The sequence below is a fragment of the Pseudomonas sp. GW821-FHT07F05 genome, assembly GCF_059418765.1.
In genome coordinates, this window is sequence record NZ_JBWKQL010000012.1 from 95,590 (window position 1) to 121,917 (window position 26,328).

Consider the following 26,328-nt stretch of genomic DNA (forward strand, 5'->3'; position numbering starts at 1 on the left):
CAGAGAAAACGACACTATGAGCAGTCATTCCCACCCGCGTCCCCTCGTTCGTCTGGCCCCCATCGCCAGCCAGTTCAATCGTCGTAATCCACAAATCCTTCTGGGCGGCGCCCATCAGCCGACGTTGCTGCGTTACCTGGACGGCTGGCCGCGTCGCCAGGGCGGCCCGCACGCTTTCCTCATTCAATTCATCGAAACCGACGATGCCCTTGAGCGCTTCAGCAACGATCAGTTCGACTTGGCCGTGATTCAGGCGCCCGCTGCCGAGCGCGCGGAAGCGGTGATTCACCAACTGATCCGCGTCGCCCGACAGGGTTTGATCACGCGCTGCTGACGGCTCGCCGCCTGGGTTGCAACGGCTGATCGGGATGGCGCAGGTTGAAGCGGGCACGCATACCATTGGCGTGACGGCAATGGGCGACCAGCGCGCTGCGCAGGGTCCAGTCGGTGTTGATGATGTAGAAATTCTGGATGAAGCTGTTCTCGTCCGTCGACTCGAACCACTGATCGATCTTCCCGCTCAAGTCACTGGGCGCGTGCAGCGGCAATGAATACTTGGCGCACTGGATGGCGGTCAGGCTGAACTCGGGTTTGTTTTCCACTGCCACTTCGTTGACGAACGCCTTCAGGGTGTTGGTGTTGAACAGGTTTTCTCCCGGCCAGCGCTGCTTGACCCCGTCCCACAACAGCTCGTCGCCGGAGCGCCGGTTATAGGCAAGCACGACGTTTTTGCCCGGATGATCACGCCAGATGCCTTCCAGCGTCAGCCTGCTCAGCTGCCGTGGCACAGCCCTCGGGCCAAGGGTTTTGGTTAGCAGGTTCTGAAATTCCCTGTGGGTCAGTTCAGTGAAATCCTTGAACTGATGGAAATCCAGAATGACGATTTCACGCGCCGGGGAGCCGTTCTGTTCCAGTTCTTCAAAAAATGCATGGACGCACGCCAGAATGTCTCCGGCGACCGTGCGCCCTGACGAGGTCAGGTGGAACAGCTGAAAACGCCGCGGGTCACCCTTTTCATACTTCGAATAAAACGCCACGCGCAAATCCAGCGCGCGCACCCCCTGGCGCAATTGCTCCAGGGGCGCGACGTCCTGGGCCATCTCCTGGGGGACGGCGAAGTTGGGTGACAGCTTGTCGCTGCCGGCGTTGTGGGCGCCGGGGAGGATGAGTTGGTCAATGCGCAACTGCGCGAGTTCGGGGATGTGCGCCATCCAGTCGAGATGGGGCGGACGGGGTGAAGCCGGTGGGTTAAGGGGCATACAGTCATTCCTTGACGTGTGGTGAGGCTCCGAGGGCGGAGCGGGGTGAGCGGTCATTCGCTCGGAAAGTCCTTTTCTGGAGTGTGGCCGCCGCGTCACCGACGTCAACCAAGGCAGTTCTTCAGGTCTGTTACCCCATGTGAATGGCGGCCTGCGCTCATCTGACTTTCAGCACCACGCGACCGCGCACGGGATGCTCGTCGAGGTGGTTGTGCGCCTTGCCGAACTGCTCGAAGGGCCAGGTGCGGTGGATGTCCGGCTTGAGCAGACTCTTGGCCGTCAGATCGTTGATAGCGTCCAGTGCCCGCTGCAGTGCGGGGCCATTCTGCTCGATGCCCAGCTCCGGTTTGCCGGTGAAGTTTTCCAGGCAATGCACGTGGAAGCGCATGTTCTTGCGGAATGCCTGCTGCGCCGGGAAAGGCGTTTTGTTGCCACCGCGCAGGCCGTACAGCACCAGGCTGCCGCGGGGCGCCAGCACGTCACCGAGCGTCGACATCTGCATGCCGCCCAGTCCGTCGAACACCGCTTCGATGCCATGGCCTTGGGTCAGCGACTCGATGCGCAGGCCGATGTCGTCCTCGTCGGTGACGATCACCCGATCGGCGCCGTTCGCCAGCAGGTATTCACGGTCTTGCCCATGGGGCGTCGCCGCGATCACCCGCAGGCCCAACGCCTTGCCCAACTGCACGAAGGCAATGCCGGGGCTGTACTGCGCGTCGGTGACGAGCACGGTCTGGCCCGGTTGCACGTTGGCAAGCTCGACGAAGGCAAACCAGGCCAGCAGCATCGGCGTGTAGTGAACGCTGGCTTCCACGGGCGTCAGTGCGTCGGGGTAAAGGGTCAGCGCATTGCGCGGGACCATCACGTGGTCGCCACACACCGGGTACTGGTTGGCGCTCATGGCTTTGAAGCTCGCCACCTTGTCGCCCACCTTCAAGTCGGTCACGCCAGCGCCCACGGCTTCGACGACGCCGGCCATTTCACTGCCCAGACCCGCTGGCAGTTGCACCGGTGCCAGTGACAGGTTCTGCCGCCACAACACGTCGTCCCAGCTGATGCCGATGGCTTCGGCACGAACCAGCACTTCCTGTGGGCCGGGGGACCGGTCAGGCTGCTCCTCGCAACTGAGCACATCGGCTTTGCCGAAGCGATGAAATTTGATGGCGCGTGACATTGTCGACCTCGATGCCTGTCGTTGAGTGTTGCAACGACTGTATCGATGGGGGCCACGGGGCACTATTTCTGTCGGTCGATACCCGACATGCCTGCTATCAATTCGCGTTGACGACTTCGCTGCCGTGAGCGGTTATTTGCCCCAGGCCCGTAAAGCATGTTCGACGAACTGCCGCACCTTGGGCAGGCGATAGCGGTCCTGGGGGTACATCAGCCACAGCGTACGGCTGGGCGGTTGATAGTCCTGCAGCAGTGGCACGAGCTTTCCGCTGGCGATGTCCTCGCTGATCAGCACGTCGGGCAGCATCGACACGCCCATCCCGGCGAGCACGGCCTGGCGCAGCGCCGGGGTGCTGTTGACGATCATCGAGCCCGACACCGGCACCTCCATCACGCCGTCGGGCCCGGTCAGGCGCCATAATTTGTCGGCGGCACGCCAGTCATCGCCGGCGGGGTAGGCGAACGCCAGGCAGTCGTGGTCGCGCAGGTCATCGGCGGTTTTCGGTGTACCCCGACGCTTCAAATAGGCAGGCGCCGCGCAGATGGTCAGGGTGTAGTCCTGCAGGGGGCGGGCAATCAGGGCCGAAGATTCCGGGGTGCCGAGGCGGATGGCGGCGTCGAAACCGTGCTCGATCAGGTCCATCGTCTGATTGCTGAGCACCACCTCCACCTTGATCTCCGGGTAGCGCTGGACGAAATCGCTGAGCAACGGCGCCAGGCGTTCGGCGCCGAAGGCTGGCGGGGCGGTGACGCGCAAGGTGCCGCTGGGCTCGGTCTGGGCCTGTTCGGCCATGCGCTCGGAATCATTCACCAGCCCCAGTACTTCGACGCAACGTCGGTAGTATTCGAGGCCAAACTCGGTCAGGCTCTGCCGGCGCGTGGTGCGCTGCAACAGGCTCACCCCGAGGCGCTGCTCCAGTGCTTTCAGGTGATTGCCGACCATGGTCGTCGACATTTCGCACTGGCGCGCGGCCGCGGTCATGCTGCCGCCTTCCACCACTTCGACGAAGACCGTCATCGCCAGAAATACATCCATTATCAAGCCCTGCTTTAAAGTCACTGAAGGATGGCGGTCTTTATACATCAGAACGGGCTAACGATACTGGCCTCACTTACCCCGTGATGGAGCCACCGACATGACCGCCGCCTGCCTGATGAACACCTACAAACCCATGCCGTTGAGCTTCATCCGCGGCGAAGGCGCGCGGCTGTGGGATGACAGCGGCCGTCTGTACCTGGACGCCGTCGCGGGTGTTGCGGTGACCAACGTCGGCCACAGCCACCCAAAGGTTGTCGCCGCGATCAGCGAGCAGGCCGGGCTGCTCTTGCACACGTCCAACCATTACCGCATCGACTGGCAGCAGAAGCTGGCGCAACGTCTGACCCGGCTGTCGGGGCTGGAACAGGTGTTTTTCAACAATTCCGGCGCCGAGGCCAACGAAACCGCGCTCAAGCTGGCGCGTTTGTATGGCTGGGCCAAGGGCATCGAGCATCCGCTGGTGCTGGTGATGGACAACGCCTTTCACGGCCGCACCCTCGGCACGCTGTCGGCCAGCGATAACGGCGCTGCGCGGCTGGGTTATCAGCCGATGTCCGGTGAGTTCGTGAAGGTGGCGTTCGGTGACATCGTTGCGGTTAAACAGGCGACGTTGGCGTATGGCGAGCGCATCGTCGCGGTGCTGGTCGAACCGATTCAGGGCGAGGGCGGTGTGGCGTTGCCACCGCCGGGCTATCTGAAGGCACTGCGCGACCATTGCACTCAAAACGGTTGGCTGATGATGGTGGATGAGATCCAGACGGGCATGGGTCGGACGGGGCGCTGGTTTGCGTTCGAGCATGAGGGGATCGTTCCCGATGTGATGACGCTGGCGAAGGCGCTGGGCAATGGCATTCCCATTGGTGCGTGTCTGGCGACGGCGGCGGTGGCGCGGCTGTTCACGCCGGGCAGTCATGGCAGTACGTTTGGCGGTAATCCGCTGGCGTGTCGGGTGGGTTGTACGGTGCTGGATATCGTTGAGGATGAGGGGCTTTTGCTCAATGCGGCGGTGCAGGGGGAGCGGTTGTTGGCGGGCCTGCGCGCTGTGCTGGCGGGGCACGCTGATGTGGCGCAGGTGCGGGGGATGGGGTTGATGATCGGGATTGAGTTGAGGCGGCCGATTCGGGATGTGTGTCTGGTGGCGGCGCAGGAGTATGGGGTGTTGATCAATGTGACGCGTGGGCAGACGATTCGGCTGTTGCCGCCGTTGGTGATTGATGCAAACGATGTGGACCGGATTGTGGCAGGCGTCGTAGGGGCGCTTCGCGGTTCAGGTTTTTAAGATCAAGATCAAGATCAAGATCAACGACCTTAAGATCAAGAGCGTCTGCCTGGGGGCAGACGTTTCGCCGTCGGCGAGTTACTTGGAAAAGCACCCCAAGTAACCAAGGGTGCTTGCTCCTGGTTGGGTTCCTCCTTCGTCGGAATACCCTCACTTCGACGACGCTCCGTGGGCCCGCGCCGAACGGACATCCATGTCCTGACGGCGCTCTCGCCGCATCCATGCGGCTCGGCCCACTCCGCGTCGTCTGCGTTCAGCCTGCACCAAAGTCGCGATTGGTGGTGACTGGACTTTTTGCGTCGTAATGATGATCAAAGGCGAAAATCAAAGCCCGTCTTATGTAGCCACGCCCAATTTTCGACGCAACCCAAAAGCTGGCAACTCGGTCTATCAGGCCATGGCACGTTTAAGCAAATGTGGGAGCGAGCTTGCTCGCGAAAGGCCCGAAGGGCAACAAAGTCGCGATCTATCGACAAGCTCTAAAAAGCGCCCCGCCTTATTTCCCGGACAATTCCATGATCATCGCCGCCGTCAGGTAGAGCCTCGGGGCGATGCTGGTGAGGTCCATGTATTCGTCGTCGGCGTGGAGGCCGGCGCCGACGACGCCCATGGTTTCGAGGACGGCGGGTTTTTGGCTGTCGGGGACGTAGGCGTAGCCGGCGTCGGTGCCGAAGCGCATGGCGATGGGTTCGAGGGCGCGGCCGGTTTTGGCGTAGATCGCCTGGGCGGTTTTGGCGAGGGCGTCGGTTGCGGGGTTTTTTGCCAGTGGGGGGCGGCCTTTTTCGAGGCGGAAGGTGACGTCGGTGCCGTCGATCATTTTGCCTTGCACGATGCGCTGTCCGTCGGCCAGCACGCGGTCGGATTCGCTCAGGTCTGAATAGCGCATGTCGCCCTCAGCCGCGGCGCTCGACGGGATAATGTTGCGCTTCTCGCCGCCTTTGATCAGGGTCCAGTTGACCGTAGTGCCCTTGGCCGGTTCGCCCAGGTCCTTGAGCTGCACCAGTTGATGGGCCAGTTCCATGGCCGCATTGCGCCCGGCTTCCGGGGCGGAGCCGGCGTGGGAGGATTTGCCTTTGACGTCGACGAACACGCCGTTGATGCCGTTGGTGGCGACCGTCACGGCGTCCTTGTCCGGTGGCTCGAACGAGAACACGTAGTCGTGCTTGCGGGCCAGCTCGGCGATGAGGGTTTTCGAGCCGGCGGACCCCGTTTCCTCGTCAGGGTTGAACAGCACGGTGATCGTGCCAAAGTCCTTGAACTTCTGGTCTTCCAGCAGCTTCAGGGTATGCAGCACCATGGCCACGCCACCTTTGGCATCGGCCACGCCGGGTCCGTAGGCGTGATCGCCATCGACGCGGAAAGGCCGCTTGGCGGCGGTACCCGGACCGAACACGGTGTCGTAGTGGATCATCAGCAGAAAGGATTTGCTGCCCGTGCCCTTGAGGGTGCCGACGATGTTATCGCCCGCCGAGGGCGTCGCCGGCGTGGTTTCCACTGTTGCGCCTAAGGCCTTTAGCCGTTCGACCAGCACCGCACTGACCATTTTCAGGCCGGGTGCCTGACCCGTTCCGGTGTCGATGTCGACCAGTTGCTTGACGGTGGTCAGATAAGGTTTTTGCTCGGCCTCGGCCTTCTTCAATAACTGCTCGGGGGAGACATCGGCGGCATAGGCGCAGCCAGCAAAAAAAGCGCCGCCGCTTAACAGCGCGGCGAGGATGGAAGTCGTCAGGGCGGTACGTCGAACGTGCATGCTGGATCCCTCAGATGATGGTCGAGTTGTTGTGATGTCCATGGGACCCACATCGTTCCCGCAGCATAGGTCGTCAGGCACTGACCGTGGGGCGGATTTTCCGGGAGAGCCGCTGCTGGCTGACAGGTCATCGGCCGGGCATGGTGCTTTTCCGCAGCCGCCGCGCTTTCCTACATCATTCACCGTAGAATCCCCGTCTGAAATAAAACGCGACGAGGTTGCAGCGGTGGATTTACAGCAGGGCTTCGTCCTGACCCGGCATTGGCGCGACACGGACGCCGGCACCGAAGTGGAATTCTGGCTGGCCACCGACGAGGGGCCGCGCCAGGTGCGCCTGCCGTACCAGACCTCCGTCGCGTTTATCCCGGAGCAGCACCGCGAGCGTGCTGAAGCCGTGTTGCGCAACGAGCGCCATGTCGAGCTCAAGCCACTGGAGCTGTCTGATTTCCGCCATCGCCCGGTGATGGGGCTGTATACGCGTCAGCATCGCCAGTTGATGAACCTGGAAAGCGATCTTCGCAAGGCCAGCGTCGATGTCTACGAAGCCGATATCCGTCCGCCCGAGCGCTACCTGATGGAGCGTTTCATCACCGCGCCGGTGCAGTTCAGCGGGCGGCCGGACGCCAACGGCCTGTTGCTGGACGCGCAACTCAGGCCCGATCCACGGTACCGACCGACCCTGAAACTGGTCTCGCTGGACATCGAAACCACCGAGCGCGGCGAGCTGTATTGCATCGGCCTGCACGGCTGCGGCGAGCGTCAGGTGTACATGCTCGGCCCGGCCAATGGCGATGACGCCCAGGTGAATTTCAAGCTCGAATACTGCGACACCCGCGTTGCGCTGCTGGAGAAACTCAACGAATGGATGGCCCGCCATGACCCCGACGGGATCATCGGCTGGAACGTCGTGCAGTTCGATTTGCGCGTGCTGCACGAGCACGCGCGGCGCTTGAATGTGCCGCTGCGTCTCGGGCGCGGCGGCGAGGTGATGACCTGGCGCGAACACGGCGCGCGCAACAATCACTTCTTCGCGGCGGCGGCCGGGCGGCTGATCATCGATGGCATCGAGGCGCTGCGTTCGGCGACCTGGAGCTTTCCGTCGTTCAGTCTGGAAAACGTGTCGCAGACGCTGCTGGGCGAAGGCAAGGCCATCGACAATCCGTATCAGCGCATGGACGAGATCAACCGCATGTTCGCCGAGGACAAGCCGGCGCTGGCGCGTTACAACCTCAAGGACTGCGAGCTGGTCACGCAGATTTTCGCCAAGACCGAGCTGCTCACTTTCCTCCTCGAACGCGCCACGGTGACCGGCCTGCCGGTGGATCGAAGCGGCGGCTCGGTGGCCGCGTTCGAGCATTTGTACATTCCGCTGATGCACCGCCAGGGCTTCGTCGCGCCGAACCTGGGCGAGCGCATGCCGGAAGCCAGCCCCGGCGGTTTCGTCATGGATTCGCGTCCCGGGCTGTACGAATCGGTGTTGGTGCTCGATTACAAGAGCCTGTATCCGTCGATCATCCGCACCTTTCTGATTGACCCCGTAGGCTTGATCGAAGGCCTCAAGCACCCCGACGACAGCGAGTCGGTGGAAGGCTTTCGTGGCGCGCGTTTTTCCCGAACCCGGCATTGTCTGCCGGCCATCGTTTCGCGGGTGGCCGAAGGGCGCGAGGTGGCCAAACGCGAGCGTAATGCGCCGCTGTCCCAAGCGCTGAAAATCATCATGAACGCCTTTTACGGCGTGCTCGGTTCCAGCGGCTGCCGGTTCTTCGACACGCGGCTGGCATCGTCGATCACCCTGCGCGGGCACAAGATCATGCACCAGACCCGGCTGCTGATCGAAGCCCAGGGCTACGAGGTGATCTACGGCGATACCGACTCGACGTTCGTCTGGCTGAAAAAAGCCCATGAGCAGGACGATGCCGCGCAGATCGGCACCGCGCTGGTCAAGCAGGTCAACGACTGGTGGCGCGCTCATGTGAAAGAGGAATACGGGCTGGAGAGTGCGCTCGAGCTGCAATTCGAAACCCACTTCAAGCGCTTCCTGATGCCGACCATTCGCGGCGCGGAGGAGGGCAGCAAGAAGCGTTATGCAGGTTTGGTGACCCGCGCCGATGGCAAAGACGAAATGGTCTACAAGGGGCTGGAGGTGGTGCGCACCGACTGGTCGCCGCTGGCCCGCACGTTCCAGCAGGAGCTGTACCTGCGGATTTTCCAGCGTCAGCCGTTTCAGGAATACATTCGGGAGTACGTGGGCCGAACCCTGGCTGGGGAACTCGACGGCCAACTTGTCTATCGCAAGCGCCTGCGCCGGGCCCTCGACGATTACGAACGCAACGTGCCGCCCCATGTGCGCGCCGCGCGGCTGGCCGATGAGTACAACCGCCAGCAGGGTCGGCCGTTGCAGTACCAGAATGGCGGCTGGATCAGCTACGTGATCACGGTCGCCGGACCCGAGCCGCTGGAAGTGCGGACGGCGGCCATCGACTACGACCACTACATCAGCAAACAGCTGCAGCCGATTGCCGACGCGATCCTGCCGTTCGTGATCTCGCGGACCATCGATCTCAGTTCCCAGGATCAGTTCAGCTTCGACTTTTGATCCGCATTTTTACGCCAGCGGATTGATCCGCAGCGCCTCCAGCACCACGCGAAACGCCGCCGTGTGCTGGCGCCGGCTGGGGTAGTAAAGGTGATAGCCCTCGAACGGCTCGCACCAGTCCGCGAGTACCTCCACCAGTTCGCCCTGCTCGATAGGCCCGGCCACCAGCCCCTCGGGAAGCTGCGCCAGACCAATGCCGTCCAGGCAGCCCTGCAAAATCTGAAACACGCTGTTCATGATCAACGGGCCGTCGACGCGCACGCGGATATCACGGCCGTCTTTGGCGTACTCCCATTGATACAACGCGCCGTGGGTCGGCAGGCGCAGGTTGATGCAGCGATGGCGGGGCAAGTCCTCCGGCACCTGCGGCGTGGAATGCCGCGCCAGGTACTCGGGGGACGCCACGGTCATCAGCCGCAGCGGCGGGGCAATCGGCGCGGCGATCATGTCCGCCGCGAGGGTGTCACCCAGGCGCACGCCGGCGTCGATGCGCTGGGCAACGATGTCGGTCAGGCCGTAGTCGGTGACCAGCTCAATGGTCATGTCCGGGTATTGATCGAGCAATGGTTTGAGGCGAGGCCAGAGCACGTAACGCGCGGCGAATTCATCGGCGGTGATGCGCACCGTGCCGGACGGGCGGCCGCTGTGCTCGATGGCGGCGTTGACCTGCTCTTCAATGCTGTCGAGCAGTGGCGCCAGCCCCTTGAATAACTGCTCGCCGACTTCGGTGCGGGTCACGCTGCGGGTGGTGCGGGTGAGCAGGCGAACGCCGAGACACTCTTCCAGCAGGCGCATGGTCTGGCCGACGGCGGAGGGGGAGATGCCCAGCGCCGCGGCGGCGCGAGTGAAATTGCCTTCTCGACCCACTGCAACGAATACCGCCAGATCATCAAGTTTGTAATCCGCCATTGCGAAGCGCTCCTTCATTTTGATCGAAGCATTCTACGGATACTGTCGCCAATGTGCCCTTGTTACGCTGGCTGCACATTTTCTGGAGACCTGACATGACCGCCACTGACAGCGCTGCTGAAGACATGCAAATCCACCGCGCCGGCTCGGCCAAGGCCATCAAGGGCCCCGCAGACTGGTTCACCGGCGACGTGCGCATTGACCGGATTTTCAACGCCCCGGCACCGGCGCGGGTCGGTCTGGCCATCGTGAATTTCCAGCCGGGCGCACGCACTAACTGGCACACCCACCCGCTGGGCCAGATCCTGCTGGTCACCGATGGCGTCGGCTGGACCCAGTGTGAAGGCGGGCCGAAAACCGAAATCCGTCCGGGCGATCTGATCTGGTGTAACTGCGGCCGTCGTCACTGGCACGGCGCGACCGACACCACCGCCATGCAACATGTCGCGGTCAACGAAGCGCTGGATGGCAAGCCGGTCGACTGGCTGGAGCCGGTGACCGAGCAGACCTACCTGGCCGTGCCGGTCAAAAAAGACTGAGGAGCTGGCACGGCGACGATCATGACGCCGCTACGGCTTGGCTGCGCAGCCGCGTAATGTCCTTTTTCGGCGGTGCGCCAAACAGCCGACCGTACTCGCGACTGAACTGCGACGGGCTTTCGTAGCCGACCTTGAACGCTGCACTGGCGGCGTCCTGATGGTCGTTGAGCATCAGCCGCCGGGCTTCGTTCAGGCGCAGCCATTTCTGGTACTGCAGCGGGCTCATGGACGTCAGGTTGCGAAAGTGCAGGTGAAAGTTCGGCGCGCTCATCTGCACCCGCGCGGCCAGGTCTTCGACGCGCAGGGCTGTCGCGTAATTGAGCTTCAGCCAGTCGATGGCTTTGGCGATGCGGTAGCCCTGACTGTCGACCGACGCAATGTGCCGTAGCAGCGGCGCTTGATCGCATGTGAGCAGACGGAAGTGAATCTCGCGCTGCAACAGGGGCCAGAGCACCGGAATGGCGTCGGGCTCCTGCAACAGGTCGACCAGTCGGGCCAAGGGATCGAGCAGCGCGGGCGTGAGGCTGGCGATGCCCGCGCTTGTGCCCACGGTGCGCGCCTTCGGTGTTGGCGCATCCCCTTGGGCGATCAGCTCGGTCAAGGTGCGCAGGTCAAGCTTGAACACCAGTCCCAGACACGGCGCGTCCGCGCTGGCGAGGGTCACGGCGGAGTTGGCCGGCACGTCCAGCGAGGTGATCAGAAAGCGCGTCGTGTCGTAGGGATAGACGTCGCTTCCGATGACCATTTCCTTGGCGCCCTGGACCACCAGCACGATGCTTGGCGCGAGGATGCACATGACCGGCGGCGAGGGCGCTTCGCGACGAAACAGGCCGAGGTCGGCGATGGCGGTGGGAAAGTCACCGGAGGCCGGCGTGAGGTGCCCGATGATGTTCGTCAGCGACCGCAGCTGCACGGTGTCCGAAGCGCGGCACGCGGGTGTAGAAGCGGATGTCAGTGGCATGTCTGCGGCCCTCGTAATCAAGTCGAAACTGTACGTGCCCGGCAAAACAGCCGTCCAGCCTCGCGCCTCGGGATTGATCGGATCAGGCAAGAAAACCACCGGATCGCTCTACGGGTTGCCCGGGCCGCGCCATGAAGATGTCCATCGCACACTTCATTTGCGCCATGCCCTGGCGCCGGAGACATTCATGAAACAGCTGATGATGGGGCTGGCCTTGCTGGTCAGCTCATTCGCGACAATGGGAGCCGATATGTCCAGCGGAGCTGACAACTTCTACACCAGTGAACAGGTCACCCGGCAGAAGGTGACGTTCAACAACCAGTACCAGATGAAAACAGTGGGCAACCTGTTCGTGCCCAAAGACATGATCAGTGGCCGCAAGTATCCCGCGATCATCGTCGGTCACCCGATGGGTGCCGTGAAGGAACAGAGCTCGAACCTGTACGCGCAGAAACTGGCCGAGCAGGGTTTCATTACGCTGGCCATCGACCTGTCCTTCTGGGGCGAAAGCGAAGGCCGGCCGCGCAGTCTGGTGTCCCCCGAGATCTACGCCGAAGACTTCAGCGCCGCCGTCGACTACCTCGGTAGCCAGGGCTTCGTCGATCGCGACCGCATCGGCGTGCTGGGCATCTGCGGCAGCGGCAGTTTCGCCATCAGCGCTGCGAAGATCGACCCACGCATGAAGGCTGTCGCGACCGTGAGCATGTATGACATGGGCGGCGTCAATCGCAACGGCCTTCAGCATTCGGTCAGTGTCGAGCAACGCAAAGAAGCCATCGCGGCCGCCGCTGCACAACGTGATGTCGAGTTTGCCGGTGGCAAAACCCAGTACACCAGCGGCACCGTGGACACACTCACCGAACACTCCAACCCGATCGAGCGTGAGTTTTACGATTTCTACCGGACCCCACGTGGCGAGTTCACCCCGAAGGGCCAGTCGCCGGAGTTGACCACGCATCCCACGCTGACCAGCAACGTGAAGTTCATGAACTTCTACCCGTTCGCTGACATCGAGACGATTTCACCGCGGCCAATGCTGTTCATCGCCGGCGGGAACGCCCATTCCCGTGAGTTCAGCGATGAGGCTTATCGCCTGGCCGGTCAGCCCAAAGAGCTGGTGATCATTCCGGGTGCCGGGCACGTGGACTTGTATGACCGGGTGGATCTGATTCCTTTCGACAGGCTCACGTCCTTCTTTCAGACCCATCTGAAGTAACTCTCAGACTGTTCAAGACGGCTCGATCCGGTCACGTGCCGGATCCTGCCGGAAGGGTCCTTTTTGTTGCACGCGCGGTTTTGCGCGCCGTTTGCTGATCACTGGCCCCGCTGCACGACGGGGCTGAATGAGCTGGAGCATGTTCATGGGCACCCCCGCTGTATCGATGACCGAAACAACCCACCGTGTGTGGGGCGCCGTGCTGGCGATGTCGCTGTGCGCGTTCGCGCTGGTCGCGTCCGAGTTTTTACCGGTCAGTCTGCTGACGCCCATTGCTGCCGACTTGAGCCTGACCGAAGGCCAGGCAGGTCAGGCGATCTCAATCTCGGGATTTTTTGCGGTGATCACCAGCCTGTTTCTCTCTGCGCTGACCCGTGGGCTTGATCGCAAGCCGGTGCTGCTGACCCTGACTGCCTTGCTGATCGTTTCGGGGGCAATGGTTGCCTTCGCGCCGAATTACCCGGTGCTGATGTTCGGTCGGGCGGTGCTGGGTGTTGCGATCGGCGGTTCATGGTCGATGAGCACGGCGGTGATGATGCGCATTGCCCCCGAGTCGATGGTGCCCAGGGCCATCGCCATGGTGCAGAGTGGTACGGCGCTGGCCACCGCCGTTGCGGCGCCTCTGGGCAGTTTTCTGGGCGGGCTGATTGGTTGGCGCGGCGCGTTCTTCTGTGTGGTCCCGCTGGCTGCATTGGCGCTGTGCTGGCAGGCCTTCACGCTGCCGCGCATGCCCAGTGAGCGCTCGTCCGGTTCGACGACGGACGTGTTTCGATTGCTGGGCCGCGCGAAGGTGGTCTACGGGATGGCGGCGGTAGCCTTCCTGTTCATGGGTCAGTTTGCGCTGTTCACCTACCTGCGGCCGTTTCTGGAATCGGTGACCAGAGTCGATGTGCCGAAGCTGTCGATCCTGCTGCTGATCATCGGCGCCTCAGGGCTGGCCGGGACGCTGATGATTGGCGCCGTATTGGCAAAAAGTCTGTACCGGGTACTGATCGCCATTCCGGTGCTGATGGCGGGCATTGCCATCGCGCTGCTGGCGTGCGGTCAGTCATTTGCCATGACCGCGGTGATGCTCGGGGCCTGGGGTCTGATCTCGACCTGTGCGCCGGTGGGATGGTTCACCTGGCTGACCCGCACGCTGCCCAAAGACGCCGAGGCGGGAGGCGGGCTGATGGTCGCGGTGATCCAGCTGGCGATCACGCTGGGCGCAACAGCGGGTGGCTTGCTGTATGACGGGATGGGCTACAGCGCGACATTTATCGCGAGCGGGGTGTTTTTGCTCGTCGCCGCGCTGTTGGCGTGGAAGGTGTCGCGGACCGCAGCGGTAACTGCATGAAGCGTTCAGGAGGCGTGACGCAGTCATGCGCCACGCTGCAGCCTCACTCCTTCACGTCCATGAAATCCTTGGCCCAGGCCACGTAGTTTTCCGGGAAGGTGTAGGTGTGGGTCAGCTCGGTGGCGCTGTGATTCGAGGTGCTGTGGGTGACCTGGCGCTGGGCGCGGAGGCTGTCGTAGGTAGCCTTGATCGCGGCGAAATACGCCGCGTGCCCGGCGACCACCACCCGCACGCCCAGATCGGCGAGGCGCTGGCGGTCATTGAGCTCGGGGTTGCCGTAGGTCACCAGCATCAGCGGCACGGTGAGCTTTTCCGAAATCTGCTCCAGGTGCTCGAAGTCCTTGATGCCAACGATGCAGATGCCGTCGGCGCCGGCCTTTTCGTAGGCCAGGGTACGTTCGATGATGTCCTGGACCGGCAGCACGCCGGCGTTGGTCCGGGCGACGATCGTCAGTTCCGGATCGACGCGGGCTTCAAGGGCGGCCTTGACCTTGCCGATGCCTTCTTCGATGGACACCAGGTCCGTGGATTTGCGGCCGAATTGCGCCGGCAGCAAGGTGTCTTCGATGGTCAGCGCCGCCACACCGGCGCGCTCCAGTTCTTCCACGGTGCGCATGACGTTCAGGGCGTTGCCGTAGCCATGGTCGGCGTCGGCAATAAAAGGCAGTTGCGCGACGCGGCCGATGCGGGTGGCCTGCTCGACGAACTCGCTCAAGGTGATCAACGCGAAATCAGGGGCTGCCAGCACCTGCAGCGACGCCACCGAGCCGCCCAGAATACCGACCTCAAAGCCCAGATCCGCCGCGATGCGCGCCGACATGGGATCGAACACTGAAGCCGTCTCGACGCAGTGCTGCGAAGCCAGCTGCTCACGGAATTTGCGACGCAAAGCGGAGTGGGAAATTCTGGACATAAGGCTTCCTGATTCTGGCCGTCATCTAAATGCCAGCAATGCTACCGCAAATTCAGGCTGAAACGTCTCACCTCGACGAGCGACGTGCATTGATTTGCGTAGGTGGCCGCGCGGCCCCGACCGCCGCAGCGCCTGGGAGGACCGGCTTCAGCCGGGAAGGCGTTTGCATTACACCGAAGAATTGAGGGTGAACACCCCGGCCTCTTCCCGGCTGAAGCCGGTCCTACGGAAGCAGTCTTTCTGCCACCAGGTGATGCCGATCGTTCCCACGCTCTGCGTGGTAATGCCGCCCCGGACGCTCCGCGTCCAGCAGAAGACGCGCATTCGAGAGCGGGAGGTGACGCGGAGCGTCACAGGCTGCATCCCCACGCGGAGCGCGGGGACGATCAAGGGCAGGGCTGACCTCTGCCGCGGTGGGTAGGACCGGCTTCAGCCGGGAAGGCGCCAGACCTCGCGCCGCAAACCCCAAACTCCAAACTGTAAATACCGAAGCAAGCGCTTGCGTGAATCGATTCAGCTGTTCTAGGATTCAGCTGTTCCGAAATATTACAAAGCAATACCCGAGTGCCACCCGCAAAGAGGTGGCCCAGGCATAAAAACAAGAAACCTCGGAGATCCACATGATCAGCTCGTCTGCTCGATTGCCGCGTGTGCTGTCCGCGCTCGTCATTGCTGCTTCATCGGCCGCCCGGCCATGAGCGCCGTCCTCGCTATGTCCCCTCAACCCGTGCTGGAAATGACCGCCATTTCCAAGACCTTCAACGGCCTGCGCGTGCTGAAAAATGTCGCTCTCAAGGTCTACGCCGGTGAGGTTCATGCCCTGATGGGCGAGAACGGCGCGGGCAAGTCGACGCTGATGAAGATTTTGTCCGGCGCCTATCAGGCCGATGCCGGTGGCGAAATCCGCATCGACGGCCAGGCCCTGAGCGCGTTCGACCCGTTGTCCGCCAAAGCGCGCGGCATCGCGGTGATCTATCAGGAACTGAGCCTGTGCCCGAACCTCAGCGTCGCCGAAAACATTTACCTGGGCCGCGAACTGCGCCGTGGCTGGAGCATCGATCGCAAGGCGATGGAAGCCGGCTGCGTTGATGTGCTGGTGCGACTGGGTGCTGATTTCAAGCCGTCCACCAAGGTCAGCGTGCTGTCGATTGCCGAGCGGCAGCTGGTCGAGATTGCCCGGGCCCTGCACGCCAACGCGAAAATTTTGGTGATGGACGAGCCGACCACGCCGCTGTCGTCCCGGGAAACCGACCGGCTGTTTGCGTTGATCAAACAGCTGCGTGACCAAGGCCTGGCGATCATTTACATCAGCCATCGCATGGCCGAAATCTACGAGTTGTCCGACCGGGTCTCGGTGCTGCGCGACGGCGAGTACGTCGGCATGCTGGAGCGCGACGCGCTGTCGGCCGAAGCGCTGGTAAAAATGATGGTCGGCCGCGACCTGTCCGGTTTCTACAAGAAAGAACACGCCGCCTACGACCCCGGTGCGGTGGTCATGCGCGTGCGCGACATGGCCGACGGCAAGCGCGTCAAGCCGTGCAGTTTTGATCTGCACGCCGGCGAAGTGCTGGGCATCGCCGGGCTGGTCGGGGCAGGGCGCACGGAACTGGCGCGTCTGATTTTTGCCGCTGATTCACGCACCTCGGGCACCCTTGAAGTGGCCGGCAAGGCGATCACCGATCTGAGCAACCCCACCGACGCCATCCGTGCAGGCGTGGTTTACCTGACCGAAGACCGCAAGGCCCAAGGCCTGTTTCTGGACATGAGCGTGCGCGACAACATCAACGTCTGCGCCTGCGTGCCCGATGCCCATGCCGGTGGCGTGCTCGATCGGGGACGTGGGGCGAAGCGGGCAATTGAGGCGATTCGTTCGCTGTCGATCCGCGTGGCGTCGGGCAAGGTCAATGTCGGCGCGCTGTCCGGCGGCAATCAGCAGAAGGTGCTGCTGGCGCGGCTGCTGGAGGTCAAACCCCACGTGCTGATTCTTGACGAGCCAACGCGCGGCGTGGACATCGGCTCCAAGTCAGAGATCTACCGAATCATCAACGAACTGGCCAAGGCCGGCGTCGGCATTGTGGTGATCTCCAGCGAGCTGCCGGAAATCATCGGCACCTGCGACCGCGTGCTGATCATGCGTGAAGGGGAGCTGGTGGCTGAAGTCGGTGGAGCGTCCGGGCAGGAGATCTCTCAGGAACGGATCATCGATCTGGCAACAGGCAGCGCGCAGGTGGCTCATGTCTAGACCGACACCGAAAGCGCGTTAAAAAAAAACACGGCTACGTTGCAAATTTTCCTGCGGATGAACGAACTGTGGGAGTGCCTGCCGCATGACAGCGCGGCGTCTGGTCGGTGGTGTAGATCAGATGTCATCAATCAACAACAATAAAAAGGAAACCAGGCCATGAGTCTGCCCCTGGAAAACTCGCCCACCGTCGCCGCCATCAGCAAGCGTGAACGTGCGCGCGAATTGATGCGCTCCGTTGGCATGCTGCCGGTGCTGATTCTATTGCTGATCGGCTTTTCGCTGATGACCGACACCTTCATGAGCTGGCAAAACCTGTCGATCATCACCCAGCAAGCCTCGGTCAACGTGGTGTTGGCGGCCGGCATGACCTTCGTGATTCTGACGGCGGGGATCGACCTCTCGGTGGGGGCGATTCTGGCGGCCTCCGCAGTGGTCGCCCTGCAAGCGTCGATGTCGCCGCAGTTCGGCATGCTCGGCATTGCCGCCGGCGTCGGTTTCGGCCTGCTGCTGGGGCTGGTCAATGGTGGGCTGATTGCCTTCATGCGCCTGCCGCCGTTCATCGTCACCCTCGGTGCGCTCACCGCCATGCGCGGCCTGGCGCGTCTGCTGGCCGATGACAAAACCGTGTTCAATCCCGACCTGCCGTTCGCCTTCATCGGCAACGATTCGGTGCTCGGCGTGCCATGGCTGGTGATCATCGCCGTGGCGGTCATCGTGGTCTCGTGGTTCATCCTGCGCCGCACGGTGATGGGCGTGCAGATCTACTCGGTGGGCGGCAACCCCGAAGCGGCGCGCCTGTCCGGGATCAAGGTGTGGAAGGTGTTGCTGTTCGTCTACGCGGTGTCCGGTGCGCTGGCCGGGCTCGGCGCAGTGATGAGCGCCTCGCGACTGTTTGCTGCCAACGGCCTGCAGCTCGGCCAGTCCTACGAGCTGGACGCCATCGCGGCGGTGATCCTCGGCGGCACCAGTTTCACCGGCGGCGTCGGCACCATCGGCGGCACCCTGATCGGCGCGCTGATCATCGCGGTGCTGACCAACGGCCTGGTGCTGCTGGGCGTGTCCGATATCTGGCAATACATCATCAAGGGGATCGTGATCATCGGCGCGGTGGCGCTGGATCGCTATCGCCAGTCCGGTGCGCGAACCTGATTCAACGCTGTCTGGCTGCACGCGTTTCAACGAAGACTCCGACAATAATCACAAGAGAGAACCCATGAACTTCAAACGCAAATTCCCTGCTGTCATGTCCCTGTGCCTGGCCGCGCTGCTGTCCCAGGGCGTCGAAGCCCGCGAGCTGAAAGCCGTCGGCATCACCCTGGGTTCCCTGGGCAACCCGTATTTCGTCACCCTGGCCGACGGCGCCAAGGCCAAGGCCATGGAGCTCAACCCCAATGTCAAAGTGACCTCCGTCTCCGCCGATTACGACCTGAGCAAGCAGTTCTCGCAGATTGACAACTTCATTGCGTCGGGCGTTGACCTGATCCTGATCAACGCCGTGGACCCGAAGGCCATTGCTTCGGCGATCAAGAAGGCCCAGGCCGCCGGCATCAAAGTCGTGGCCGTGGACGTCAGCGCCGCCGGTGTCGACGCCACCGTGCAGACCGACAACGTCGAAGCGGGCAAGCTGGCATGTCAGTTCATCGTCGACAAGCTGTCGGGCAAGGGTAACGTGATCATCGAGAACGGCCCGCAAGTCACCGCCGTGACCGACCGCGTCACCGGCTGCAAAACGGCCTTCGCCGCCGCGCCGGACATCAAGATTCTTTCCGACGATCAGGACGCCAAAGGCTCCCGCGAAGGCGGCCTGAACGCGATGCAGGGTTACCTGACGCGCTTCCCGAAAATCGACGGTCTGTTCGCGATCAACGACCCCCAGGCCATTGGCAGTGACCTGGCCGCCAAGCAGCTGAAACGCAGCGGCATCGTCATCACGTCGGTGGACGGCGCGCCGGACATCGAGCAAGCGCTCAAGTCCGACACCTCGATTCAGGCCTCCGCCAGCCAGGACCCGTGGGCCATGGCGCAGCAGGCAGTGGTCATCGGCAACGATTTGCTCAACGACAAGAAGCCGGCTGAAGCGGTCACTCAACTCACGCCGAAACTGATCACCCGCGACAACATCGGTTCCTACAGCGGCTGGTCCAGCAAGCACTGAGACGCAGGCCTGAAGGAGTCGGCGCAGTGATCAAAATGGAAGACGTGGCGAAGCGGGCGCGGGTATCGACGTCGACCGTTTCCCACGTGCTCAACGGCACGCGCAAGGTCAGCGCCAAGACGGTGGAAGCGGTGCAGCGGGCGGTTCAGGACTTGGGCTACATCCCCAACACCCTGGCGCGCTCGCTGGCCCGTTCGCGCACCAACACCATCGGCGTGGCGATTTCGGCGCTGTCCAACCACTATTTCAGCGAGACCGTGCACGCCATCGAAACCGAATGCGCGCGCCACGGCATCATGATGTTGTTCGTCGACACCCACGACGATCCTGCTCAGGAACTGCGGGTGGTGCAGGCGCTGCACCATCGGCGTGTGGACGGCATTCTGCTTGCGCCGTCCAGCGATCCGCAGCAGGCAGCGTTGGCGTACTTGCGCAGCAACGCCATTCCCAGCGTGTTGGTGGACCGCATGGCAGTCGAGGGTTTCGATCAGGTCGGCGTCGAGAATCGCCAGTCCACCGCTGAGTTGGTGACCCACCTCATCGGCCACGGTCATCGGCGCATCGGCATGATTGCCGGGCATCGCGGGCTGAGCACGACGGAGGAGCGTATTGAGGGCTACCGGCAGGCGCTGGTCGAGGCTGATCTGCCGTGGGATCCGCAGTTGCTGATCGACGGCGAGTCGAACAGCGAATCGGCACGGGTCGCCACGTCCGCGCTGTTGCGCCTGAACCCGCCGCCCACGGCGATTCTGGCGGCGAATAACCTGATGACCATCGGCGCCATGCACGCGCTGCGCGACGCCAGCATTGAGGTGCCGCAGCAGATGGCGCTGGTGGGTTTCGATGATTTCGACTGGGCGGACTTTTTCCTGCCGCGCTTGAGCGTGATCGCTCAGCCGGTGCAGGCCCTGGGCGCGCGGGCGGTGCAGTTGCTGTTGCAGCGCATCGATAAACCCGAGGGCAAACGACTGTCGGAGCGACTGGCGCCGACGTTACGCATTCGCAATTCGTGCGGATGCCTTTAGGCGTCCGCTGACAGGAATGACACCTTCATGAAGCAGCTTGTTTCCCTGGGCATCGACCTCGGCACGTCCGAGCTGAAGGCCATTTTGCTGAGCGCCGAGGGCGAAGTGCTGGCCCAGGCCGGTGCCCGGGTGGAAGTCAGCCGCCGGCAGTCGGGTTGGTCGGAGCAGAATCCGGCTGACTGGTGGCAGGCCTGTCTGTCAGCGCTGGGCCAGTTGCGGGCGACTAACCCCCAGGCATGGGCGCGGGTCGGCTGCATGGGTTTGTCGGGACAGATGCACGGCGCGGTTATGTTGGATGCGGCGGAGCAAGTGCTGTATCCGGCGATTCTCTGGGACGACTCCCGCGCGGTGCTTCAGGCGTCGCGGCTGAACGAGGATTTCCCGGATTACGCCGAGGTCACCGGCAGCCTGGCCATGGCCGGGCTCACTGCGCCGAAGCTGTTGTGGATGCAGCAGCACGAACCGCAGCTGTTCGCGCGCATTGCCAGCGTGCTGTCGCCGAAGGATTACCTGCGTTTGCTGCTGACCGGCGAGCAGGTCAGTGACATGTCCGACGCCGCTGGCACGGTGTGGCTGGATGTGGCAAAGCGCGAGTGGTACGCGCCGATGCTCCACGCCACCGGGCTGACGGTCGAGCACATGCCTCGGTTGCTGGAAGCCGATCAACTGTCTGCCCGGCTGAGTGCCGAGGCGGCGGATGCGCTGGGTTTGCCGCTGGGTCTGCCCGTGGCCGCAGGCGGGGGTGATAACCCGGTTTCGGCGGTGGGCATCGGCGCGGTCAACGCCGGCGATGCCTTTGTCACCCTCGGCACCAGCGCGGCGATCGTCGCGATCACCGATCATCCGGCGGGCAATCCGGCCAGCGCCGTGCACAGCTTTTGCCACGCCCTGCCGCAGCGCTGGTACACCATGGGCGCGATGCTGGCGGGGGCGAGCTGTCTGCGCTGGGTCACCCGATTGTTGGGTCAGCCCAGTGAGCAGGCCTTGCTCGATCTGGTTCACGCGCAATGGCCGGTCGATCAGCCGGTGGCGGTGTCCAGTCCGCTGTTTCTCCCGTACCTGGCGGGCGAGCGCACGCCCCACAACGACCCGCTGTTGCGCGGGGGATTCATGAACCTGGGGCACGACAGCACGCCGGCGATGTTGGGTTACGCGGTGCTTGAAGGCGTCGGTTTCGGGCTGCTGGACGCGATGAACGCTACGTTGTCCGCAGGGGCCACGGTCAACGCCTGCGCCCTGGTGGGCGGTGGCGCACGCAGCGAATACTGGGCGCAGTTGCTGGCCAACATTCTTGATCGCGAGGTCTACACCTTGCACGGCAGCGAACTGAGCGCGTGCATTGGTGCCGCGAAACTGGGGTTGCTGTCGATCAGTGAGGGGGCTGAGCTGTTGGGGCAGGGGATGGCGGAGAAGGCGCGGTATCAGCCGATGCCGGCGGTGCAGGATGTATTGAGCGCGCGTTACGGGAAATTCAAAGGCTTGCTGGGTGCCGCGCAGGGATTGCGTGCCTGACAAGATGATCGTTCCCACGCGGAGCGTGGGAACGATCAATCAAAATCAAAGGCTTCCCGGCTAAAGCCGGTCCTACTGACTGCACGCGGTGAGTAGGACCGGCTTTAGCCGGGAAGAGGGCGCTCAGCCCGCTGGAATTTCCGGCTCAGACCCTCATCGTGGGCGGCAACTCCATCAGCTTGTCCAGCGTGATCGGCAGGTCCCGAATCCGCTTACCCGTGGCATGTGAGACAGCATTCGCCACCGCTGCAGCCAGTCCGGTGATCCCGATCTCGCCAATCCCGCGAGCGCCGAACTCGTTGAGCTCGAAGTCCGGGTAGTCCAGCAGGATCACATCGATCTCCGGCTGGTCAGCGTGCACCGGCACCACGTATTCGGCGTAGTTGTTGTTCACCGGCATGCCGTTGCGCTCGTCGAAGTCGGTCGCCTCAAACAGCGCCATGCCGACGCCCATGACGATCGCCCCTTCAACCTGATTGAGCGCGGTTTTCCGGTTGATCACCTTGCCCACGTCGATGGCACTGACCACCCGCGACACCCGCAGCCGTGAGATGCCCGGGTCCCAGCGCACTTCGACAAAATGCACGCCGAAGGAGCGGAACGAGTGCTTGCTGGTGTCGTTCATGCCGGTTTTCGCTTCACCAAAGGCGCTGCCCTGCTTCTGCGCCTTGAGCACATCGGCGATGGCAAAGGTCTTGTCGCCGCTTTTCAACTGACCCTGCTCGAAGCTCACTTGATCGGCCTCGGCTCCGGCAAACACGCCCTTGGGCGCGGTCGCGAACGCCTTCAGCTGTTCGACGGCCTGGCGGGTGGCTTCGGCGATGGCTGGCAGCACGCTCGCCGTTGCCCATGAGCCGCCGGACACCGGCGCCGGCGGGAACGACGAATTGCCCAGCTCCACTTCGATCCTGTCCAGCGGAATGCCGGTGATGCTGCTGACCACTTGAGCAACGATGGTGTAGGTGCCGGTGCCGATGTCCTGCACACCGCAAATGGCCCAGGCCGTGCCGTCGGCGCGCAGCACGACTTGCGCTTCCGCCGGGGTGCGATAGGCGTCCCAGTTACAGGCGGCCATGCCATAACCGATGATCTCGGTGCCGTCCTTCATCGACCCCGGCGTCGGGTTGCGTTTGCTCCAGCCAAAGCGTTCGGCGGCCTTGTCGATGCATTCCTGCAGATGATTGCTCGACCACGGCAGGCTCTGGCTTTCGTCGCGCTCGGAAACGTTGAGCTTGCGGAACTCAAGGGGGTCCATGCCCACTTTATCGGCCATCTCGTCCATGGCCGATTCCAGCGCGAACAGCCCCGGCGCTGCACCCGGCGCGCGCATGGAGGTGGGCGTGCCGCGATTGACCTCGATGATCTTGTGGGTGACCAGCACATTGGCGCAGCTATAAAGGCTCTTGGTCGAGGTGCCGCAGTTTTCCTTGTACGGGTCGGTGAAGGAGGTGGTGTTGATGGACTCGTGGCGCACCGACACCAGCTTGCCTTTGTCATCGGTCGCCAGGCGCATGCGCTGCCGTGTTTCCGGGCGGTGGCCGGTGGTGGTGAACATCTGCTGACGCGGCACCACCAGTTGCACGGGGCGCTTGAGCACCTTGGCCGCGCCGCAGGCGGCGACCGAATGGGGCCAGATCCACAGCTTGCTGCCGAAGCCGGAGCCAATGAACGGCGCCCGCACCTCGACCTTCTCCGGGATCAGGCCGAAGATTTTCGCCAGGGAATTGCGGTGAGCGACCACGCCCTGGGTGGCTTCATAAACGATCAGGCGCCCGTCTTCCCAACTGGCAACGGTGGCGTGCATTTCCATCGGGTTGTGGGTTTCGACCGGCGTCGAGTAGGTGGCGTCGATGCTGTGGGCGGCGCTGTCGAACGCAGCGGCGGCATCACCCCGGGTGTGGTTCGGGCTGCCGTCCTGCAAGGCGCCGGCTTTTAGGCCCTGGTCGAGATTGGCCACGGCGTCGGTCTTGCTGTAGCTGACTTTGATCTTGTAGGCCGCGGCCCGCGCGTGCTCAAAGGTATCGGCCACCACCAGGGCAACGAACTGCCCGGCGTAATGCACCGTGTCGTCTTCAAACGGCAGGCGGCTTTCGTCGGACTTGGCCGCTTTGAGGATTTGCGCGAAGGACATCGGCAGCGTCGAGTTGTGGTAGAGCGAGGGGAAGTTGCCGTGGTGCAGAATTTCCAGCACGCCGGGGGACTTGCGCGCGTCGTCCAGCTTCAGTTCGGTGATCTTGCCGCTGGCAACGGTGCTGAACACGCCGTAGCCGTAAGCCATATTTTTCAGGTGATGGTCGGACGCGTACATCGCGCTGCCGGTGACCTTACGCTGGCCATCAATGCGGCGGGGTGCCGAGCCAATCATTGCATCAGTCATGGTGAATCCTCCGGTCAGGCGTTCAAGGTGCCGAGGTTGCGCACGATGGCCTGCTGCCCCAACGCGATCTTGTAGGCGTTGTGGCGATAGGCTTTGGCGCCCTTGAGGGCGATGGCGGCGACTTTCTCGAGGGTCTGCGGCGTCAACGTCTGGCCTTTGAGCGCTTGCTCGGCTTCAAGCGAGCGCCAGGGTTTGGTGCCGACACCGCCCAGCGCCACCCGCGCGTCACGCACAGTGTTGCCATCCATGACGACGATCACCGCGCTGGATGCCAGGGCGAACTGGTACGAGGCGCGATCTCGCAGCTTCAGGTACGCAGACTTGTTGCCGGCCAGCGGCGCGGCGAGCACCACGTGGGTGATCAACTCATCGTCCAGCAGTGCGTGCTCTTTCCACGGCGTCGCACCAGGCAGCAGGTGGAAGTCAGCGAAGTCCACGCTGCGCTTGCCCTTCGGCCCTTGCACCTCGACGGTCGCGCCAATGGCGACCATCGCCACGCACATGTCCGAAGGATGGGTCGCGATGCACTGGTCGCTGGTGCCGAGCACCGCGTGAACACTGCGGTTGTGGCCGTCAATGGCCGCACAGCCCGAGCCCGGCTCGCGCTTGTTGCACGGTGAATAACCGTCGCGGAAATAGTTGCAGCGCACCCGTTGCATCACGTTGCCGGCAGTCGTGGCCTTGTTGCGCAGCTGAGTGGTGGCGCCGGACAGCAACGCCTGGGACAGCACGGCGTAGTGCTCGACGATGTGCGGGTGATGCGCCAGTTCGGTATTGCTGACCAGCGCGCCGATGCGCACGCTGCCGTCCTTCTGCACCTCGATCTGCTTGAGGGACAGGTGGTTGACGTCGATCACCTGATCCGCCGGCATGATGTCCAGCTTGACCAGATCGAGCAGCGTCGTGCCGCCGGCGAGGAAGAACGTGGTCGGGCTTTTCGCGTGGGTGGCCACCGCCTGTTCGACGCTGTTGGCGCGCACGTAATCAAAGGCTCTCATCAGCTCACCTCCTGGACGTTGATGCGCGCCGACTGGATCGCCGCGAGGATGTTCTTGTAGGCGCCGCAACGGCAGATGTTGCCGCTCATGGCTTCGCGCACGCTGTGATCGTCGGTGCCGATGTTTTTGTCTTTCAACAACGCCGCCGCGCTCATGATCTGCCCGGAGGTGCAGTAGCCGCACTGATAGGCGTCGTGTTCCCAGAAGGCTTCCTGCACCGGGTGCAGCTTGCCGTTCTGGGCCAGGCCTTCAATGGTGGTGATGTCATCGCCTTCGTGCATCGCCGCGAGGGACAGGCACGAATTGATCGCCACGCCGTTGACGTGAACGGTGCAGGCGCCGCACTGGCCGTGGTCGCAGCCTTTCTTGGTGCCAGTGAGTTGCAGGCGATCGCGCAGCACATCAAGCAGCGCCGCGTTGGCCGGCAGGTTCAGGGTGTGGGCCTGGCCGTTGACCTTCAGGGTCATGCGCCGCTCGTCCGGCGCGGGCGGATCAATGTCATCGGCGACGGCGGCCTGGGCTGCCAGCGCCTGGGTCCAGATCGGCGCCGTCGCGGCAGCGAGGCTGGACACGCCGATGGACTTCAGGAAGTTGCGGCGGGACGGGACGGTAAAGGCCTTGAGGTCACAAGACAGTTCTTCTTTGCTGGGGCGATCAGGCTGATCGGTCATGAGCGGGTTCCTCGTCAGCGTTGGGTCAGACCTGGCGGCCGACGGTGGGCGGACGCGCGGGCAGGGACGGCAGGTGGAACGGTATCCGGTATGGCTGGGGCCAATGGCAGTCTTCAAAAGACGGCAGTCTTCAACGATAACCAATGCGCAGGCACTGCATTCGGTTGAATCCGTGCATGCACTTGTGAGTCGTGCTCTCTAATCCGTGGCGCTTGTGTCAGCAGCGAGGGCTGGCGCCTTGTCGGCTCAGGAAAGCAGGCGGTGTTGGCCATGGCTCAAGGGTTGTGACCGAAGCACCGGGGGATGGTTGCGGATATTTCACGAGCGGAAAAATCACAGCATGTTACGAGTGCCCGGGGCGGCGAAACCGCACCC

Annotated in this window: 21 protein-coding genes; 11 read left to right on the forward strand and 10 right to left on the reverse strand. The window is 63.1% G+C overall.

Annotation, left to right across the window (positions count from 1 at the left end; translation table 11 throughout):
• The first annotated feature begins 16 nt into the window (after window positions 1-16).
• On the forward strand, window positions 17-334 hold the full coding sequence (locus AC07RO_RS21485) for a class I SAM-dependent methyltransferase (RefSeq protein WP_282370964.1): 318 nt from the start codon (window positions 17-19) through the stop codon (window positions 332-334).
• Here the strand turns inward: AC07RO_RS21485 and AC07RO_RS21490 are convergent.
• From AC07RO_RS21490 to AC07RO_RS21500, 3 genes are all read right to left on the reverse strand, one after another.
• A complete protein-coding gene (locus AC07RO_RS21490) occupies window positions 321-1,259 on the reverse strand; it encodes a PI-PLC domain-containing protein (RefSeq protein ID WP_192172187.1) in 939 nt (312 codons plus the stop codon). The two genes, AC07RO_RS21485 and AC07RO_RS21490, sit on opposite strands and share 14 nt — an antisense overlap.
• Before the next feature lie 157 nt (window positions 1,260-1,416).
• On the reverse strand, window positions 1,417-2,433 hold the full coding sequence (locus AC07RO_RS21495) for a zinc-dependent alcohol dehydrogenase family protein (protein WP_495087021.1): 1,017 nt from the start codon (window positions 2,431-2,433) through the stop codon (window positions 1,417-1,419).
• 132 nt (window positions 2,434-2,565) lie between these two features.
• Entirely contained in the window at window positions 2,566-3,468 is a 903-nt protein-coding gene (locus AC07RO_RS21500) for a LysR family transcriptional regulator (RefSeq protein WP_495087022.1), read from the reverse strand.
• Window positions 3,469-3,568: 100 nt separating this feature from the next.
• Between AC07RO_RS21500 and AC07RO_RS21505 the strand changes: the two genes are divergently transcribed.
• Complete coding sequence (locus AC07RO_RS21505) at window positions 3,569-4,750, forward strand: aspartate aminotransferase family protein (protein WP_495087023.1); 1,182 nt, start codon at window positions 3,569-3,571, stop codon at window positions 4,748-4,750.
• Window positions 4,751-5,246: 496 nt separating this feature from the next.
• Here the strand turns inward: AC07RO_RS21505 and AC07RO_RS21510 are convergent, their stop codons facing one another.
• Complete coding sequence (locus tag AC07RO_RS21510; RefSeq protein WP_495087024.1) at window positions 5,247-6,500, reverse strand: M20/M25/M40 family metallo-hydrolase; 1,254 nt, start codon at window positions 6,498-6,500, stop codon at window positions 5,247-5,249.
• Between the two features lie 226 nt (window positions 6,501-6,726).
• Between AC07RO_RS21510 and AC07RO_RS21515 the strand changes: the two genes are divergently transcribed.
• Window positions 6,727-9,096 carry a DNA polymerase II gene (locus AC07RO_RS21515; protein WP_495087025.1) on the forward strand — a complete coding sequence of 790 codons (2,370 nt, stop codon included), beginning with the start codon at window positions 6,727-6,729 and terminating at the stop codon, window positions 9,094-9,096.
• A 9-nt stretch (window positions 9,097-9,105) separates the two neighbouring features.
• On the opposite strand, the gene AC07RO_RS21520 is transcribed toward AC07RO_RS21515, so the two are convergent.
• Window positions 9,106-10,005 carry a LysR family transcriptional regulator gene (locus AC07RO_RS21520; RefSeq protein WP_495087026.1) on the reverse strand — a complete coding sequence of 300 codons (900 nt, stop codon included), beginning with the start codon at window positions 10,003-10,005 and terminating at the stop codon, window positions 9,106-9,108.
• A gap of 95 nt (window positions 10,006-10,100) precedes the next feature.
• On the opposite strand from AC07RO_RS21520, the gene AC07RO_RS21525 reads away from it, so the two are divergent.
• On the forward strand, window positions 10,101-10,544 hold the full coding sequence (locus tag AC07RO_RS21525; RefSeq protein ID WP_346629758.1) for a (R)-mandelonitrile lyase: 444 nt from the start codon (window positions 10,101-10,103) through the stop codon (window positions 10,542-10,544).
• A gap of 19 nt (window positions 10,545-10,563) precedes the next feature.
• Here AC07RO_RS21525 and AC07RO_RS21530 read toward each other — a convergent pair whose 3' ends face one another.
• Window positions 10,564-11,505 carry an AraC family transcriptional regulator gene (locus tag AC07RO_RS21530; protein WP_495087027.1) on the reverse strand — a complete coding sequence of 314 codons (942 nt, stop codon included), beginning with the start codon at window positions 11,503-11,505 and terminating at the stop codon, window positions 10,564-10,566.
• A gap of 187 nt (window positions 11,506-11,692) precedes the next feature.
• On the opposite strand from AC07RO_RS21530, the gene AC07RO_RS21535 reads away from it, so the two are divergent.
• Both AC07RO_RS21535 and AC07RO_RS21540 read left to right on the forward strand, forming a co-directional pair.
• Entirely contained in the window at window positions 11,693-12,721 is a 1,029-nt protein-coding gene (locus tag AC07RO_RS21535) for an alpha/beta hydrolase (protein ID WP_495087028.1), read from the forward strand.
• 145 nt (window positions 12,722-12,866) lie between these two features.
• Window positions 12,867-14,057, forward strand: coding sequence for an MFS transporter (locus AC07RO_RS21540; protein ID WP_495087029.1), 1,191 nt, complete (start codon window positions 12,867-12,869; stop codon window positions 14,055-14,057).
• 43 nt (window positions 14,058-14,100) lie between these two features.
• Here the strand turns inward: AC07RO_RS21540 and AC07RO_RS21545 are convergent, their stop codons facing one another.
• A complete protein-coding gene (locus AC07RO_RS21545; protein WP_065986037.1) occupies window positions 14,101-14,970 on the reverse strand; it encodes an isocitrate lyase/PEP mutase family protein in 870 nt (289 codons plus the stop codon).
• Window positions 14,971-15,682: 712 nt separating this feature from the next.
• Between AC07RO_RS21545 and AC07RO_RS21550 the strand changes: the two genes are divergently transcribed.
• From AC07RO_RS21550 to xylB, 5 genes are all read left to right on the forward strand, one after another.
• Window positions 15,683-17,212 (forward strand): sugar ABC transporter ATP-binding protein, encoded by a 1,530-nt coding sequence (locus tag AC07RO_RS21550; protein ID WP_495087030.1) that lies wholly within the window; start codon window positions 15,683-15,685, stop codon window positions 17,210-17,212.
• Window positions 17,213-17,371: 159 nt separating this feature from the next.
• A complete protein-coding gene (locus AC07RO_RS21555) occupies window positions 17,372-18,364 on the forward strand; it encodes an ABC transporter permease subunit (RefSeq protein WP_495087031.1) in 993 nt (330 codons plus the stop codon).
• A gap of 64 nt (window positions 18,365-18,428) precedes the next feature.
• On the forward strand, window positions 18,429-19,370 hold the full coding sequence (locus AC07RO_RS21560; protein WP_495087032.1) for an ABC transporter substrate-binding protein: 942 nt from the start codon (window positions 18,429-18,431) through the stop codon (window positions 19,368-19,370).
• 26 nt (window positions 19,371-19,396) lie between these two features.
• Window positions 19,397-20,395 carry a LacI family DNA-binding transcriptional regulator gene (locus AC07RO_RS21565; protein WP_495087033.1) on the forward strand — a complete coding sequence of 333 codons (999 nt, stop codon included), beginning with the start codon at window positions 19,397-19,399 and terminating at the stop codon, window positions 20,393-20,395.
• Window positions 20,396-20,422: 27 nt separating this feature from the next.
• Window positions 20,423-21,907 (forward strand): xylulokinase, encoded by a 1,485-nt coding sequence (gene xylB, locus AC07RO_RS21570; RefSeq protein WP_495087034.1) that lies wholly within the window; start codon window positions 20,423-20,425, stop codon window positions 21,905-21,907.
• Between the two features lie 145 nt (window positions 21,908-22,052).
• Here the strand turns inward: xylB and AC07RO_RS21575 are convergent, their stop codons facing one another.
• The 3 genes from AC07RO_RS21575 to AC07RO_RS21585 are packed head-to-tail and all read right to left on the reverse strand — an operon-like array spanning window position 22,053 to window position 25,953.
• The gene (locus AC07RO_RS21575) at window positions 22,053-24,284 is read right to left on the reverse strand and encodes a xanthine dehydrogenase family protein molybdopterin-binding subunit (protein WP_495087035.1); all 2,232 of its coding nucleotides are present in this window, start codon (window positions 24,282-24,284) and stop codon (window positions 22,053-22,055) included.
• 14 nt (window positions 24,285-24,298) lie between these two features.
• On the reverse strand, window positions 24,299-25,282 hold the full coding sequence (locus AC07RO_RS21580; RefSeq protein WP_495087036.1) for an FAD binding domain-containing protein: 984 nt from the start codon (window positions 25,280-25,282) through the stop codon (window positions 24,299-24,301).
• On the reverse strand, window positions 25,282-25,953 hold the full coding sequence (locus AC07RO_RS21585; RefSeq protein WP_495087037.1) for a (2Fe-2S)-binding protein: 672 nt from the start codon (window positions 25,951-25,953) through the stop codon (window positions 25,282-25,284). The genes AC07RO_RS21580 and AC07RO_RS21585 overlap by 1 nt, the downstream gene beginning before the upstream one ends.
• Window positions 25,954-26,328: the final 375 nt, after the last annotated feature.